The sequence below is a fragment of the Azonexus sp. MM2026_4 genome, from assembly GCF_055901855.1.
In genome coordinates this window covers 1,922,379-1,936,973 of sequence record NZ_CM148380.1, presented here as the reverse complement: position 1 = coordinate 1,936,973, position 14,595 = coordinate 1,922,379, and the positions used below count along the sequence as shown (strand labels likewise).

The window sequence follows — 14,595 nt, the reverse complement described above, 5'->3', positions numbered from 1 at the left end:
GCGCCGGCATTCAGTCGGCCGGGTGGGGGTCGGCGAGGCGGCCGGCAATCTCGGCAAAGGCGTCGATCTGCTTGAGGAAGCTGTCGACGACGCGTGGGTCGAAATGCGTGCCACGGCCCTCGCGGATGATGTCGACCACCCGCTCGAGCGGGAAGGGCGGCTTGTAGTGGCGGCGCGAGACCAGCGCGTCGAAGACGTCGGCGAGCGCCATCAAGCGTGCCGCCAGCGGGATTTCCTCGCCCTGCAGCTGGCGCGGGTAGCCCTTGCCGTTCCATTTCTCATGGTGGCAGCCGGCGATCTCGCGGGCGACCTCGAGGAAAGTCAGCGCGTAGTGGATTTCCGCCGGCGGCTGCGGCTGGCTGGCGTGCTCGGCCAGTACCCGATCGATCGCCTCGCCCAGCGCATCGGCGCCGATCTGTGCATGTTTCATCATGATCGCGAATTCCGGCGGCGGCAGCGGGCCGGGCTTGCACAGGATATCGTCGGGAATGCCGACCTTGCCGATGTCGTGCAGCGGCGCCGCCTTGGCGATCACTTTGCGGCGCAGCGGCGTCAGCATCGGCGCGAATTCGGGCTGGGCGGCGAGATCTTCCATCAGCAGTTCGATGTAGCAGCGCGTGCGCAGCAGGTGGTTGCCGGTCTCGTTGTCGCGCTTTTCGGCGAGCGTCGCCAGTGCGTGCAGGGCGACGTCGCGCAGCAGTTCGATCTCGCGGGTGCGCTGGGCGACGCCTTCTTCCAGTCGTTCGTTCTCGCGGGCCAGACGGTCGCGTGCCGCCTTCAATTCGAGCTGGGTGCGAATCCGTGCCTGCAGGATCGCCGGGCGGATCGGCTTGGCGATGTAGTTGACGGCGCCCTGCGCCAGGCCGACCGCCTCGTCGGCGTCGCTGTCCATCGCCGTGACGAAGATCACCGGGATATTCGCCGTCGCCGGGTTGGCGCGCAGTTGTTCGAGCGTCTGGTAGCCGTCCATGCCGGGCATCATGATGTCGAGCAGGATCAGGTCGGGAGCCGGGCTGCCGGCGGCGATGCGCAGCCCCCGTTCGCCCGAGGCGGCGACACGGACGCGGTAATCGTGTTCGAGCATGCCGGCGACCACCGCCAGATTGTCCGGGGTGTCGTCGACGACGAGAATCGTCGGGCGTTCTGCGACAGACATGGGTTTGCCCTCTCTGTTGGCGGCACCGGACGGGTGACCGCTTCTACGTCTTCTATTGCAGCGATGGTGCGCCTGCGATTTGGGCTTGTCCAGCTTGTCGCAAACCCGACAGGCCGCTGCCGGCGGCCGGCGCCGAAACCCGCGATGCGCCGCGGCTGCTGTCTGGGCGTGGATTTTGCATTGACCGTGCTACCCCCAATCACAGAGCAAAAACCATGACTCCCGAATTGCGTGAAAAACTGCTGGCCGGTCTGCGGGACGGCAGCATCGTTCCTTATCTGGGCCCCGGCGTCCTGGCCGATGTGCGCGATACGGCGACCGGCGCGGCGATGCCGGCCGACAGCGATTCGCTGATCATCGCCATGAACGGCGGCAAGCCGATGGCGCCCAAGCTGATGTACGAATTCCCGCGGGCGGCGATGAATGTCGAGCTCAAGCGCGGCCGCAGCACCGTCACCAAGTTCCTCAACCGGACTTACGGCGAAACGCAATGGACGCGCGCGGCTGTCCACGACTGGCTGAAGGAAATTGCGCCGAACTACGTGATCGACATCAACCGCGACACGCAACTGCAGGATTCCTATGCCGCCGTGCCGCACACGCTGATCGTCGGCATCGCCCGCATCGGCGGCACCGATTACCGCTACAAGCTCTACGCCTGGGATGGCAGCAGCTATGCGCCGACGACGACGATCGACCTGAGCCGGCCGGTGCTGTTCAAGCCGATGGGCACGCCGCGCCCGGAAGGCGTCTATATCGCTTCCGACGCCGATTACGTCGATTTCATCACCGAGCTGATGGGCGGCTTCTCGATTCCGCCGGCGGTCAAGGAGATGCGCAAGGGCAAGCAGTACCTGCTGCTCGGCATGCGTCTGAACCGCGACACCGAGCGCATGGTGATGGCCGACATCATCTGGTCGGCCGCCGAGCCGGCCGGCTGGGTGTTCATCAGCGAGCCGACGACCAAGGAGCGGCGCTATTGCAAGAAGATCGGCCTGGAAATCATCGAGGAAGACATCGTCGATTTCATCGGCGCTGCCGTCGCCGGTTGATTCAGGCGCTCGGCCCCGCCAGGCGGCGGTCGATCTCGGCGACGACTTCCGGGAAGTCGCCGGCGGTGACCGGCCGCGACAGGTAGTAGCCCTGCGCGTACTGGCAGCCGATGGCACTCAGGATCTGCAACTGGCCGAGGGTTTCGACGCCTTCGGCGACCACCTGCAGGCTGACGCTGCGCGCCATGGCGACGATGGCGATGACCAGCGAGTGGGCGTTGTTGCCGGTGGCCATGTCCTGGACGAAGGAGCGGTCGATCTTCAGCGTGTCGAGCGGGAAGCGGTTCAGGTAGGAAAGCGACGAGTAGCCGGTCCCGAAATCGTCGAGGTAGACGCGCACGCCGAGCGCCTGCACCGCCTGCAGCCAGGCCTGGGCTTCGCCGATGTTGGCGAGCAGGATGCCCTCGGTGATTTCCAGCGCCAGCCGGCTGGCCGGGATGCCGTGGCGGGCCAGCGCCTCGGCGACGGCGGCCGGCGGCAGGCCGTGCGGAATCTGGCGGCCGGAAACGTTGATCGACAGGTAATGGGGACGGCCGGCGCGCTGCCATTCGGCCAGTTGCCGGCAGGCGTCGTCGAGCACCCAGAGGCCGAGGCTGTCGATCAGCCCGGATTGCTCGACCACCGGGATGAAGCGGTCCGGCGGCACCAGGCCGCGCTCCGGGTGGCGCCAGCGGATCAGCGCCTCGGCGCCGGCGACGCGGCCGGCGGCAATATCGACGATGGGCTGGAAGAAGAGTTCGAACTGTTGCTCGCGCAGCGCCTGGCGCAGGTCGTTTTCCATGTGCCGGCGCTGTTCGGCGGCTTCGGCGAGAGCCGGGTCGAAGAACTCGCTGCGGTTGCCGCCGCTGGCCTTGGCCTTGTCGCAGGCCAGTTCGGCGTTACGCAGCAGGCTCGGGGCGTCGCTGCCATCGTCCGGGAAACGGGTGACGCCGAGGCTGGCGTGGATCTGGACCGGCGAGCCATCGACCAGGTAGGGCTGGCCGAGCGCCGCCATGATGCGTTCGGTGACCCGGCCGATGGTTTCGTCGTCGTGCAGCGCCAGCAGGATCACCGCGAAGATGTCGGCGGAGAGGCGGGCGAGCATGTCGTTGTGCTTGACCGTCGTCCCCAGGCGGCCGGCGACCGCGCGCAGGACTTCGTCGCCGGCGCTGACGCCGATGCCTTCGATGACCTGCCGGAAGCGGTCGAGGTCGATGTAGATCAGCGTGAAACCGGCGCTGGGCTGGCGATGTTGCTGGCGGATAGTGTTGGCGAGGTGTTGTTCGAGGCCGGCGCGGTTGGCCAGTCCGGTCAGCGGGTCGATCAGCGCCTGGCGGCGGGCGGTGGCTTCGGCGGCCTTGAGCTCGGAAATATCGTGGGCAATGCCTTGCAGCAGGTCCTCGCCGACCGGGCTGAGGACGATGTCGAGCCAGCAACGGCTGCCATCCGGGCGCTCCAGGCAGGCTTCGCGGGTACTGGGCTGGCGTGCGGCAAAGGCGTGGCCGAACAGTTCGGCGATGACCTCCGGCTTTTCCCAGTGCAGCGCGCCCAGGTGCATCGTGCCGGTGAACTGGTTGCTGTCGGCGATCCCGAACAGGCGGGCGAGCGCCGCGTTCCATGAGGCCAGTCGGCCGTCGCGGTTGACGATGAAAATGCCGCTTTCGGCGTTGTCGAAGATGGCGTGGTATTTCCGTTCGTCGATCTCGCGCTGCAGGCGCAGCGCGTGTTCCTCGTCCAGCGCATGTACCAGGCGGCCGGCCAGCGCATTGACGTCGCGGACCAGGCGGCCGATTTCGGTATTGCCGTGACCGGCCGGAATCTGCAGGCGGTCGCCGGCGGTCGGGTCCATCCGGTGCAGTTCGCTCGAGATGGCGCTGATCGGGTGGATGACGAAGAACAGCAGGGTGACCACCATGGCGCCGGCGATCAGCGTCAGTTGCCAGGTCAGCTGGACCGAGCGTTCGATGATTTCGGCGCGTACCTGGCCGGCGATCGCTTCCGGGTCGGGAACCAGGCGCACGCGGCCGATCACGTCGCCTTCGATGAACGGCGAATGGATGCTCCGCTCAAGGGCGTTGGCGGCGCCGGGGCGCGGCGTCTGGCGGCGCTGCAGGTCGATCAGCTGGTTGTCGCCCTCGTGGATGGTGACGCGCAGGACTTCGGTGTTGCTCAGCAGGCCGCTGGCAACCTCGCGGGCGAGCTCCTGGTCCTTGACGAAGCAGGCGACGCGCAGCGTGCTCTGCACGGTATCGAGCAACTGTTCGAGGCGGACCCGCGATTGCTCTTCCGCCGCGCTGCGCGCCGCCTGCACGGTATAGGCGAGGGTCGCGAAACCGACCAGCGCGAAGGCGAGGAGGGTGACGAGGATGGAGCGGAACAGGATGCCGTCACGGGTCAGCGCGGCTTTCATGGGTCGCCCTCGGCATGAATTCGAAAACGATGCGCATGCGTTCGTCGACCTGCTTGCGTTCGACGTAGGCAATGGCGCCCGGGATGCTGAGCAACTGCCGGATGACTTCGCTTTCCTCCCTGGTCTGCATTGGCGGCGCCGCCTTGCCCGAGAAATGCAGGCGGCTCCAGTAGGCGTTGATGCTCGCCGCGTCCTTGTTCACCAGTTGCTGGTAGAAGGCGTTGCGCAGCGGGCTGGTCGGCGGCTGGTCGATCGGCTGGGCGGGCAGGCCCGCCGCCAGCGCGCGGTAGCGGCCGAGGAAGATGTTGGTTACCTCTTCCCGGCTCAGTCTTTCCGTGGCCTGCCGGGCGGCCACGACGACCACCGGCTCGGCGTGCGCCGCCGGGCAGTTGGCGAGGAGCAGCAGGAGGAGTAGGAGGCGGGTCGGCATGCCGGTTCAGAAAACGAAATCGAGCGCGAGACTGAAGACGTTCAGGCTGCCGCCCCAGTCGTTTAGCGTGTAGCGTTGCGGAAAACGCGAATCGCGGTCGCCGCGGATCAGGTCCACCTGCGCCTTGAGTGCCAGGTTGCGCTGGAAGTCCCAGCGCGCGCCCAGGGTGTAGGTTTCCTGGTCGCTGTGGGTCTGCGCCATGAACTGGCGGATCGCCGATTGCAGCGCCGGGACGGTCGGCGTGGTCAGGCTGGCGGCGTGCGAGCGGCTGCGCGAGTAGCCGAGGTAGGGCGTCACCGGGCCGACCCGGTAGGCCAGCATCAGGTAACCGGCGCGGGTGTCCTCGTAGGCGGAGGTGTCGTAGCGGATGCTGCTGACCTGGCCCTGCACCTGCAGCCGCCCTTCGTCGTAGATCAGGCCGAGACTGTCGTAAGTCGCGTGGCGGCCCTCGATGTTGAGTTCAGGCGCCAGTGTCAGGATCGGGAAGCCAGCCACGGCGTCGAGCGGTTGCTGATGCTGGAAGCGGATCTTCGAGCGGCTGACGCGGAACTGCCAGGGGCCGTTGAGGTAGTCGAGGTAGGCGCCGGCCATGCGCGAACCGCGCAGATCCCAGGTGTGCGGCTTGACCACCGGCGTCTTCTCCGCCGCCCAGCCGGCGAACAGCTTGCCGCGCAGCAGGCCGTGACCGGTGTCGCCGGTCAGGCTGGCGTCGATGCCGTCGAAATAGGAAATGACGATCGGCCCGAAATAGTCGGCCGGCGGCCGCAGCATGGTGTTGGCGTAGCCGACCTGGCGGGCGTCCGCCTGCAGGTAGAACTCGGTGCCCATGCGGCCGGCTCGCAGCGTGAAATCCGGCGCCAGGTCGTGGCGCAGGAAGGCCAGGTTGAGCTCGGGGCGCCAGCTGCCATCGTAGCGATAGCGCACCAGGCCCTGCATGACGGCGCCGGTGCGCGGGCCGAGCGTCAGATTCGCCTGCAGGCCGAGCATGGTGTCGGTCTTGCCGCTCCAGTGCTTGCCCAACCCGTCGGGCTGCGAGAGATCGCGGACGAACTGGCTGTCGTTGCTGTCGCTGCGGGCGACGCCGAGCGTCCCGAAACCCTTGAACTCGAGCGCCGACCACGGCGAGACAGCCAGCGTTTCGTCGGCGAACGTCGGCCTGGCGACAGCCATGATGACGGCAAACAGGCAGGTGATCCGGAAGCGGTTGGGCATGGTCGGCCAATTCGCAGGTGCGAGGCAAGTCGTTCGTCAGGATTATGCACTTTGTCTGGCGGGTTTGGGTTTGCCGCGCGGGGATAAGCCGACAAGCGGTATGTCGGGAAGCCGACAGGCGGTCCGGTGCAACGTCCGGATTGCCTTGTCTGGCAAGGGATTGGGGTTCGGCAAGGAAATTGCTAGCAGTCTTGTACCGAGATGATTTAACTTCAGGGAAGGAAGAAAAAATGCCGATGGATCGTTACCAGTCCTTGTTTTTCAATGCCAATTTCTGCGAACCGGCGAGCCGGGCCGGCTGGGCCGCCTATCGCGGCGAACTGGTGCTGCAGGAAGGCGAAATCGCCGATGCCCAGGGTCGCCGCAAGCCGCCGCAACAAGTCATGAAGCAGGCCGTGCTGATGACGGTCGGCGATGAATTGAAGCTGCTGATCGGTTCGCTCGACGAACTGCAGTTCATGCCATCGCTGCTCGAAAAATACGGCGCCGACATCACGGCCGGCAGCAAGGTCGTGCTGTACACGGTCAATATCGACCAGCCCTTCGTGTTGACGATCAACGGCGCGCAGTTCGTCTTCATCCCGATGGTGCAGGGCATGGTGTGGACCGAGCTGTGCGAGACGCTGGGTCTGGAAAAGAGCGACTTCAAGGGCATGGGCGCCGCTGACAAGGTGGTCCGCGTCTACGAGGAACTGCTGGTCACCCCGTTCAAGTATCCGGAAATGGCGCTCGACGAGGCAATGGGCAAGACCAACGCCAACAAGCGCGAGAACCACGGCGCCATCTGATGCCCTGGCAGGCGGAAATGGTTCTCGGGGTGGCGGAAATGGACGCCACCCACCGCGCCTTCGTCGATCTGGCGGACGCCTTGCTGGCGGCCTCCGACGCCGAATTTCCGGCGCTCTTCGCGCAGTTGCGTGACGATACCCGGCAGCACTTCGAGAACGAGGACCGGCTGATGCAGGCCTGCCGTTTCCCGGCCACCGGCGAGCATCGTGCCGAGCATCTGCGGGTGCTCGGCGAACTCGCCTTCTTCGGGCGCGGGGTCGCCGCCGGCCGGCTGCGAGCCGCGCGCGAGTACGCGCGCAATCTGCCGGGCTGGTTCATGACTCACCTGCAGACCATGGACGCGGCGCTCGCCGCCCGGCTCAAGGCGCAAGGCGACTGAGCACGCCAGAATACGCATCCGGAAAAGGCGAAAGCCCCGTACCGGGGGAAGTACGAGGCTTTCAGGACGGTCTGGGGAGTTGGGGGAGAGGGAGGTGACCGTCAGGGCTGATGTCTGTTCAGCACATGAGTTCAGAATAAAGAGCCGTCCCAGCGGCGGCAAGTAACGGTTTGCAACAGCGCGTATCGGTCCGTGGTCGCCGCCGTTCTGCTCAGTTCTGCGGGCAGGTGCAGGCGATGACGGGAGCCCCGGCGTCGCGCCGCTGCACCGCCTTGAGCAGGAAGAGCAGGGCGCTGCCGACCAGCATCACCGCCGCCGCCAGATAGAGGCCGACCGCGTAGTCGCCGGCGCGGCCCGCCGCCAGCCAGCCGGTGAGCGCCGGGCCGAGAATCTGCGCCAGGCCGTAGGAAAGCGTCATCTTGCCCATCATCTTCGCCGGTCGCGTCGGGTAGTAGCGGCCGGCCATGGTCAGGACCAGGCTGACCATGCCGATGAAGGTACCGCCGAACAGCATTGCCCCGGCCAGTGCCGGCAGCAGGCCGCCGGCCAATGGCAGCAGGATGCCGACGATCTGCAGCAGCGCGGCGAGGATCAGCGCGTTAAGTTCGCCGGTGCGGCGGGCGATGAGATCCCAGACGATGCAGGCCGGCGCCGCCGCCAGGCCGAGCGCCAGAAAGACCAGCGTGCCGCTGCCGGAAAGGCCGGGCAGGCGATCGACGATGGCGACGATGAAAGTGGCGCTGACCACGTAGCCGACGCCGGCGCAGAAATAGGCGGCCATGAACAGACGCAGGAAGAGCGGCGACGGCGGGGTGTCTTCGAGTTTTTCGCCGCTGCGTGTGACGCCGCTGGTATCGGGCGGCGGCAGCCAGCGCAGCGCCGGCACGGCGAGCAGGGCGCCGAGCGCGGTCAGCGCGAACCACTGCTGGCGCCAGTCCAGCCACTGCTGCATCAGCGCCACGGCGGCGGCGCAGCCGGCGATGCCGAGCCCGATGCCGGCGAAGTGGATGCCCAGTTCGCTGCGGTGGTTATGGCGGATCAGCCAGTTGAGGATGAGGCCGGTGCCGAACAGCATCGCCGCCGCGCTGCTCAGGCCGGCGACGAAGCGCGACACCGCCCACAGCCAGGGTTCGCTGGTCAGCCCCATCAGTGCCGTACTGGCCACCGCCAGCAGCATGCCGAGGCGGAACAGGCGGTCCTTCAGCACCAGATCGCTGATCAGCGAAGCGAGCAGGGCGCCGCTCAGGTAGCCGCCGTAGTTGATCGCCGCCAGCCAGCCGGCGTCGGCGACGCCGAGTCCGGCCTGCTGCTGCATCAGCGGCAGCAGCGGCGTGTAGGCGAAACGGGCCACGCCAAGCGCCAGCAGCAGGCTGAAGATGCCGGCGCCCAGGACTTTCAGTCGTTGTCGTTGGTCGGTCATTATGGTTGTCTCCTCGGTTGGTGAAACAACGATAAACGGGCTAAGCTATCGCTACAATTGATTTGTTGAGATACAACCATTCGTTTTTGGAGATTTATTCATGGAGCTGCTCGCCCTCAGGACTTTCCAGGCGGTGGTCGAGGAAGGTGGGATCCTCGCCGCGGCGCGCAAGCTGAACACCGTGCAGTCCAACGTCACCGCGCGCATCCGTCGGCTGGAAGAGGAGCTCGGCGCCGAATTGTTCTTCCGCAAGGGGCGCGGGTTGGAACTGGCGCCGCCCGGCCGCGTCCTGCTCGACTACAGCCGCCGCCTGCTGATGCTGGAGCGGCAGACGGCGGCGGCGGTGCGCCAGGTCGGCGAGGCGACCGGCGAACTGCGCATCGGCGCCATGGAAACCTTCGCCGCGCTGCATCTGCCGCAGGCCTTGAAGGCGGTGCGCGCCGCCCACCCCGGCATCGAGCTGCGGGTATTCACCGATACCAGCGCCCGCCTGGCCGACCGGGTGATCCAGCACAAGCTCGATTGCGCCTTGATCGCCGGGCCGGTGATTCACCCGGAACTGGAGTTCAGCGAACTGCTGGTCGAGGAACTGGTGCAGGTCCATGCCGCCGGCCACGATCCGCTGCAGCAGCCGCTGATCCTGTTCCGTGAAGGTTGCGCCTACCGCACCCGGGCGCTTGCCTGGCAGCGCAGCCAGGGCCATGCGCTGGCCGACGCGATGGAGTTCGGCACCCTCGAAGGCATCCTCGGTTGCGTCGCGGTCGGCCTTGGCTGGACGCTGATGCCACGGCGCGTTGTCGAACAGTCGCCGCACGCGGCGGAGCTGGTGGTCGAAACCTTGCCGCCGGCAATCGCCGCTGTCCCAACCGGCATGATCCGCCTGCGCGAAGCGCCGCCGCTGGCAGCACTGGCGACGCTGGCCGGGGCGCTGACGGTGCCCTGAAAAGGCGAAAGCCCCGTACCGGGGGGAGTACGAGGCTTTCTGGACGGTCTGTTGGGGTCGGGGGGAGGGAGGTGACCGTCTGGGCTGATGTCTGCTCAGCACATGGGTTCAGAATACGGAGCCGGCCCGCCGGCGGCAAGTAACGGTTTGCAACAGCGCGTATCGGCCTGTGTTGCGGGTGCCGGCGATACCTCGCAACTGATGGACGAGGCAGCTCAGGCGGGCGCGCCGGCGAGGCGGATGAGGGCTTCGGCCTGCTTTTCGCAGCGTACCCGGGTCAGCTCGTCGAGGTTGCGCAGCCAGCGCCGGGGAATCGCCTCCAGCCCGTAGCGGGCGCCGGCCAGCATGCCGGCGATGGCGCCGGTGGTGTCGGCATCGCCGCCGCGATTGACGATGTCGATCAGGCAGTCCTCGAAGCACTCGGTGGCGAACAGCGACTGGAATACCGCCTGCACGGTATCGACGACGTAGCCGGAAGGGTTGTCGGCGTGCTTGCGGTCCCAGGCGTAGCAGGGAAAGTCGGCGACCAGGCGGGCGGCGCGTTCGCGTTCGACGGTCAGCGCGTCGCGCCCGGCGAGAAAATCCTGGACCATGAAGACCAGCGTCTCGCAGGCCGCGTCGGACACCGCATTGTGATGGGTGACGTGGGCCTGGGCGCGGCTGGCGGCGATCACCTGTTGCGGTGAGTGCCCGTAGCAGGCGAGCGCCACCGGCAGCACGCGCATGGCGGCGCCGTTGCCGGCGTCGTGTTCGGACGGCGGCGCCTCCGGGTTGCGGCTCTTGCGGAAGGTCACCAGGTTGCGGCGCACGGTGTTGCCGATGTCTACCGGCTTGCCGCGCATCCAGGCGTCGAAGGCGTCGGCGGCGGTCAGCGCGTCGACCGCGCCGGCGGCGAGGATGGCCTCGCCGAGCGCCAGCGACATCGTCGTGTCGTCGGTGACCTGGCCGGGTTTCAGGCGCAGCCAGCCGCCGCCCCGGATTTCGTCATGGACGCCGTATTGCTGGCGGATTTCCGCCGGGGTCATGAATTCGACGGTGGCGCCCAGGGCGTCGCCGATCGCCAGGCCGAGATAGGCGGCGATCGCCCGCTCGTGCAGCGGCGGGCGTTCCTGGGTGACGCGCCGACGGACCGGCGCGTTGCGGGCAATCAGTTCTCCGGACCAAAACATTTTGCGTGATCGGCGCAGACGCCGCAGGAAGGGGCAGGGCAGACATAAATGCCCTCGCGCGCGCAGAACTGGCGATAGAGGAATTTCTTCCACTTCATGTCGCCCGTGTTGGCGGCGGCGAGAGCCGGGAAATTGATGAGCATCAGCCGGCTCAGCTCGGCACGGTCGTTGAGGCCGAGATCCTGCCACAGGTGGTCGCGGCCGACGCAGGCGGCGGTCAGGATGTCCACCATCCAGGCGGCGCTGGCCAGGTCGGGGGCGAGGTGATCGCGTAGCAGGCGCTGCAGTTCCTCGGCTTCCGGCAGGTCGAGCCGGGAATCGGCCGCTGGCGGCAGCGGGCAGCCGGGGAAATAATCGCGCAGTAGCGCCGCGTGACGTTCGGCGCCAAGGCCGAGGTCGGCGGGCAGGCAACCTTCGCCGGCCGCCTGCCCGGCGAGCAGGCTGGCCAGCAAGGGCCGGTTCGGATCGTCACGCGCCACGGCGCCGGCCGGCGCGGCCAGCAGGCCGGCTTGCAGCAGCGAACGCCAGGGCAGACGATCCGGACCGTTCATCACCGACTCACTTGCTCGGGTACTCGATCAGCAGGTCCTCGTCGCGCAGCACCATCTGGCAGGCGAGACGCCACTGGGTCGGACACAGGTCGTCGACCAGCATCTTGTCGACTTCGGCCTGGGTGATCTTGCCCAGTTCGCGCAGCACGCGCACCTCGTGGTCGGTGAGCGGGGCGCCCATCGGGCTGCGCTTGGCATCGACCGACGAGACCTTGACCAGGCAGGTGCCGCAGTCGCCGTTCTCGCAGCCGAAATCGATCGGGATGTGGTGTTCCTTGGCCAGGGAAAGCACGGTCTGGGTACGGCTGCCGGCCACCGCATAAACGGTTTTGTCCTTGTGCAGCGGACTGCTGAAAGTGATGAGCGCCATTGTTGTTTCCTTCGGGTTGAGCGGGTTATCGGGGTTTCTCTGTTGTAGTCGGGGTGAAGCTTTGCTTTTAATCTTGTGCGGTGACTCAGGCGGGCTTGACGACGATTTCGCCGCCCAGGATCTGCGCCTGGCAGGCCAGTCGATGGCCGCGCGGGGCCAGGTTGTCCTTCAGCACCTGGTCCTCGAGAACGCTCGGCGGGGCGAGGTTTTCGCCGCCGGAAATCACCTTGGTCAGGCAGGTGCAGCATTCGCCTTCGCGGCAGCCGTAGGTGATGCCGGCGCCGACCTTCTCCGAGACTTCGATGAGCCGGGTGCCGGCCGGGACGGTGACGGCGACGCCGATGTCTTCGAAGGTGACTTTCGCTTTGGGCATTTTCTTCTCTCCAGATTCAGGCCAGTTCGGCCATGTCGATGACGCGGGTTTCGAGACGGCCGGTCAGGTGGCGCGCCAGTAGTTCGCCGAGGTCGCGGCAGGCCGCCAGCTCGCCGTTGTCGGGGACCAGCTTGATGCGCAGCCCTTCCACCGGCACGCGCAGCTTGAGGCCGCGCAGGCGGTCCTCGATCAGCCGTACCGCCTCGCCGCTCCAGCCGTAGGAACCGAAAGCGGCACCCAGCTTGCCCTTGACGTTGACCGTGGTCAGCGACGACAGCACGTCCCATACCGGCTTCACAGCGTCGCCGTTGATCGTCGGGCTGCCGAAGGCGAGCGCGTCGGCTTCCTCGATCAGGTCGGTGAATACGCCGGCCTCGCCGCCTTCGAGGTCATAGAGCGAGACGCGCACGCCGCCCAGGGCCTCGGCGCCGGCGGCGAGCGCCTCGGCCATGCGCCGCGTGTTGCCGTAGGCCGAGATATAGAAGACGAGCAGGGTCTTTTCCACCCGCGCCTCGTTGAACAGGCGCGGCGTCGCCAGCTCGCGGTAGCGGTGCACGTAGTCGCGCGGCTGCTGGCGCAGGATCGGCCCGTGCGCCGGGGCGATCGCCGTCAGTTCGAGCGGCTCGATCAGCGCCACCGCGTCGAGCACGTGCTCGCGGAAGGGGCGCATGATGTGGGCGTAGTAATACTCGAATGAAAAGCGGAAATCGCCGACCGCGTCGCTGAACAGGCGCGGATCGCAGAAGTGGCAGCCGAAGATGTCGCCGGAGAACAGGATGCCGTCCTCGACCAGGTAGGTGCACTGCGTGTCCGGCCAGTGCAGGTAAGGCGTGTGCAGGAAGCGTAGCGTGCGGCCGCCGAGATCGACGGTGTCGTCGGTGGTCACCGGGATGTACTCGGGCGGCTTGCCGCCGGCCGGCTTCAGCAGCGCCTTCAGCATCATCTGGGCGCGGCTAGACAGATAGACCCGTGCCTGCGGCGCGCGGCGCAGCAGTTCGGGCAGGGCGCCGCTGTGGTCCGGCTCCAGGTGGTTGAGGACGATGGTGGTGATTTCGTCGTAATCGGCGACCGACTCCAGACGGCGGAAGAAATCGTCGGAGAAACTCTCCTTGACCGTGTCGATCACCGCCACGCCGGTTTCCCCGCGCACCACGTAGGCGTTGTAGGTGGTCCCGTTGGCCGTCTTCAGGATGATGTCGAAACTGCGCAGGTGCGGGTCGAGGGCGCCCACCCAGTGGACGCCCGGCGCCAGCTCGACGGCGGAATCAGTGACTGCCGCAAGCGGCATGTTCCGCCTCGTCGTCGTGATCGTGGCTGCCGCAGCTGCCGTGTCCGTCGGGACCATGCACGCAGGCCTCGATGTTGCCTGCCGGCAGCTCGACGCCGTTCAGCCCGACCCAGGCGTTGACCGCCGCGGTGTCGAAGCCGACCATGCGCTCGTCGCCGATTTCCATCAGCGGGCGGCGGATCATCAGGGGATTTTCCAGCAGCAGTTGCAGCGCGTGCTCGAAGCTGATGTTCTCCGGCACCAACTGGCCACTCTTGATCGCCGGCGCGCTCGGGTTGAACCAGCGGGCCACCGGCAGCTTGGCGAGGAATTGCAGCAGGCGCTCGGCGGTCCACGGCTCGGTCTTCAGGTTCTTCGCCTGGACGGTATGGCCGGCAGCGGCGAGCAGGGTTTTCTGGCGCAGGTTGCCCTTGCAACCGGGCTTTTCGTAGAAGGTGATGGTGGCCATGCGGGTGGGTTCCTGGTTATGGAGTCAAAGGGGCCGTTGGGATTGGGATGAGTTGGTTTTTGTTTTTGGTAGTGCTTGATCAGTGCTTGTTCTGGTGGCTTGGGTTGCTGAAGCGCCGGCTTCCGCGCCTGACGGGCGAGCGTGTTTGGTTGCTGAACCGCTGGGTTCCGCCGCTGACCGGCGGGCGTACTTTTTCTTGCGTGGCCAAGAAAAAGTAGCCAAAAAGAAGGCCACCCCTAGGTCGGCGCCCGCTGCGCGGGTGCCCTGCGCTACTCGTCGTTGGCGGGGGCTGCGCAACTCGGGGCTTTGCCCCTCAGACAGTGCTCGCCCTTTATCCGCCAACGCCTGCGTTGCTCGGCGCCTCCCAATGGGCCCGGCAAACCGAGCGGAACGGAAATAAAAAAGGTTTAAACCTCGGCCAATCAGCAGAGACGCTTTTGGGGGCCCCCCTGAGAGGCGCTGAGCAACGCAGGCGTGCCGGGGGAAGTCGGCGAGGACTGTCTGAGGCCCGCAGGGCCGAGTTCCGCAGCCGCCCGGCGCGTCGAGTAGCGCAAGGGACCGGGCGTAGCCCGGCGCCGACCTGGGGGTGGCTTTTTCTTTGGCTACTTTCTTTTTTCCACAAAAAA

At 66.8% G+C, this 14,595-nt stretch carries 15 protein-coding genes; 4 read left to right on the top strand and 11 right to left on the bottom strand.

All coding sequences use genetic code 11. The features are described 5' to 3' along the window. Positions 1 to 10: 10 nt before the first annotated feature. Positions 11 to 1,156, bottom strand: a complete 1,146-nt coding sequence (locus tag AC0KWY_RS08970; RefSeq protein ID WP_474029299.1) for a response regulator — start codon at positions 1,154 to 1,156, stop codon at positions 11 to 13. Positions 1,157 to 1,371: 215 nt separating this feature from the next. On the opposite strand from AC0KWY_RS08970, the gene AC0KWY_RS08965 reads away from it, so the two are divergent. Continuing rightward, positions 1,372 to 2,208: an SIR2 family protein gene (locus AC0KWY_RS08965; protein ID WP_474029298.1), complete on the top strand. Its 837-nt coding sequence runs from the start codon at positions 1,372 to 1,374 to the stop codon at positions 2,206 to 2,208. A gap of 1 nt (position 2,209) precedes the next feature. On the opposite strand, the gene AC0KWY_RS08960 is transcribed toward AC0KWY_RS08965, so the two are convergent. Genes AC0KWY_RS08960 through AC0KWY_RS08950 form a run of 3 tightly spaced genes read right to left on the bottom strand, consistent with a single transcriptional unit; the run spans position 2,210 to position 6,239 of the window. Beyond that, positions 2,210 to 4,597 carry a putative bifunctional diguanylate cyclase/phosphodiesterase gene (locus AC0KWY_RS08960; RefSeq protein WP_474029297.1) on the bottom strand — a complete coding sequence of 796 codons (2,388 nt, stop codon included), beginning with the start codon at positions 4,595 to 4,597 and terminating at the stop codon, positions 2,210 to 2,212. Further along, entirely contained in the window at positions 4,575 to 5,027 is a 453-nt protein-coding gene (locus tag AC0KWY_RS08955) for a hypothetical protein (RefSeq protein ID WP_474029295.1), read from the bottom strand. The genes AC0KWY_RS08960 and AC0KWY_RS08955 overlap by 23 nt, the downstream gene beginning before the upstream one ends. Positions 5,028 to 5,033: 6 nt before the next feature. Then, complete coding sequence (locus AC0KWY_RS08950; protein ID WP_474029294.1) at positions 5,034 to 6,239, bottom strand: hypothetical protein; 1,206 nt, start codon at positions 6,237 to 6,239, stop codon at positions 5,034 to 5,036. A gap of 230 nt (positions 6,240 to 6,469) precedes the next feature. On the opposite strand from AC0KWY_RS08950, the gene AC0KWY_RS08945 reads away from it, so the two are divergent. Together AC0KWY_RS08945 and AC0KWY_RS08940 are read left to right on the top strand one after the other, a co-directional pair. Then, positions 6,470 to 7,027 (top strand): hypothetical protein, encoded by a 558-nt coding sequence (locus AC0KWY_RS08945; RefSeq protein ID WP_474029292.1) that lies wholly within the window; start codon positions 6,470 to 6,472, stop codon positions 7,025 to 7,027. After that, a complete protein-coding gene (locus AC0KWY_RS08940; protein ID WP_474029291.1) occupies positions 7,027 to 7,407 on the top strand; it encodes a bacteriohemerythrin in 381 nt (126 codons plus the stop codon). The genes AC0KWY_RS08945 and AC0KWY_RS08940 overlap by 1 nt, the downstream gene beginning before the upstream one ends. A gap of 211 nt (positions 7,408 to 7,618) precedes the next feature. Here the strand turns inward: AC0KWY_RS08940 and AC0KWY_RS08935 are convergent, their stop codons facing one another. Further along, positions 7,619 to 8,827 carry a YbfB/YjiJ family MFS transporter gene (locus AC0KWY_RS08935; protein ID WP_474029290.1) on the bottom strand — a complete coding sequence of 403 codons (1,209 nt, stop codon included), beginning with the start codon at positions 8,825 to 8,827 and terminating at the stop codon, positions 7,619 to 7,621. Between the two features lie 100 nt (positions 8,828 to 8,927). Between AC0KWY_RS08935 and AC0KWY_RS08930 the strand changes: the two genes are divergently transcribed. Then, positions 8,928 to 9,770, top strand: a complete 843-nt coding sequence (locus AC0KWY_RS08930) for a LysR family transcriptional regulator (RefSeq protein WP_474029289.1) — start codon at positions 8,928 to 8,930, stop codon at positions 9,768 to 9,770. Positions 9,771 to 9,985: 215 nt separating this feature from the next. Here AC0KWY_RS08930 and draG read toward each other — a convergent pair whose 3' ends face one another. From draG to AC0KWY_RS08900, 6 genes are all read right to left on the bottom strand, one after another. Beyond that, on the bottom strand, positions 9,986 to 10,939 hold the full coding sequence (draG, locus tag AC0KWY_RS08925; protein WP_474029288.1) for an ADP-ribosyl-[dinitrogen reductase] hydrolase: 954 nt from the start codon (positions 10,937 to 10,939) through the stop codon (positions 9,986 to 9,988). Next, a complete protein-coding gene (locus tag AC0KWY_RS08920; RefSeq protein WP_474029287.1) occupies positions 10,918 to 11,490 on the bottom strand; it encodes a nitrogen fixation protein NifQ in 573 nt (190 codons plus the stop codon). Before AC0KWY_RS08920 ends, draG begins: the two co-directional genes overlap by 22 nt. A 7-nt stretch (positions 11,491 to 11,497) precedes the next feature. Continuing rightward, positions 11,498 to 11,860, bottom strand: coding sequence for a 2Fe-2S iron-sulfur cluster-binding protein (locus tag AC0KWY_RS08915; protein ID WP_474029286.1), 363 nt, complete (start codon positions 11,858 to 11,860; stop codon positions 11,498 to 11,500). An 85-nt stretch (positions 11,861 to 11,945) separates the two neighbouring features. After that, positions 11,946 to 12,233: a 2Fe-2S iron-sulfur cluster-binding protein gene (locus tag AC0KWY_RS08910; protein ID WP_474029285.1), complete on the bottom strand. Its 288-nt coding sequence runs from the start codon at positions 12,231 to 12,233 to the stop codon at positions 11,946 to 11,948. 16 nt (positions 12,234 to 12,249) lie between these two features. Next, entirely contained in the window at positions 12,250 to 13,521 is a 1,272-nt protein-coding gene (locus AC0KWY_RS08905) for an FprA family A-type flavoprotein (protein ID WP_474029284.1), read from the bottom strand. After that, on the bottom strand, positions 13,499 to 13,969 hold the full coding sequence (locus AC0KWY_RS08900) for an ArsC/Spx/MgsR family protein (protein ID WP_474029283.1): 471 nt from the start codon (positions 13,967 to 13,969) through the stop codon (positions 13,499 to 13,501). Before AC0KWY_RS08900 ends, AC0KWY_RS08905 begins: the two co-directional genes overlap by 23 nt. Positions 13,970 to 14,595 lie beyond the last annotated feature (626 nt).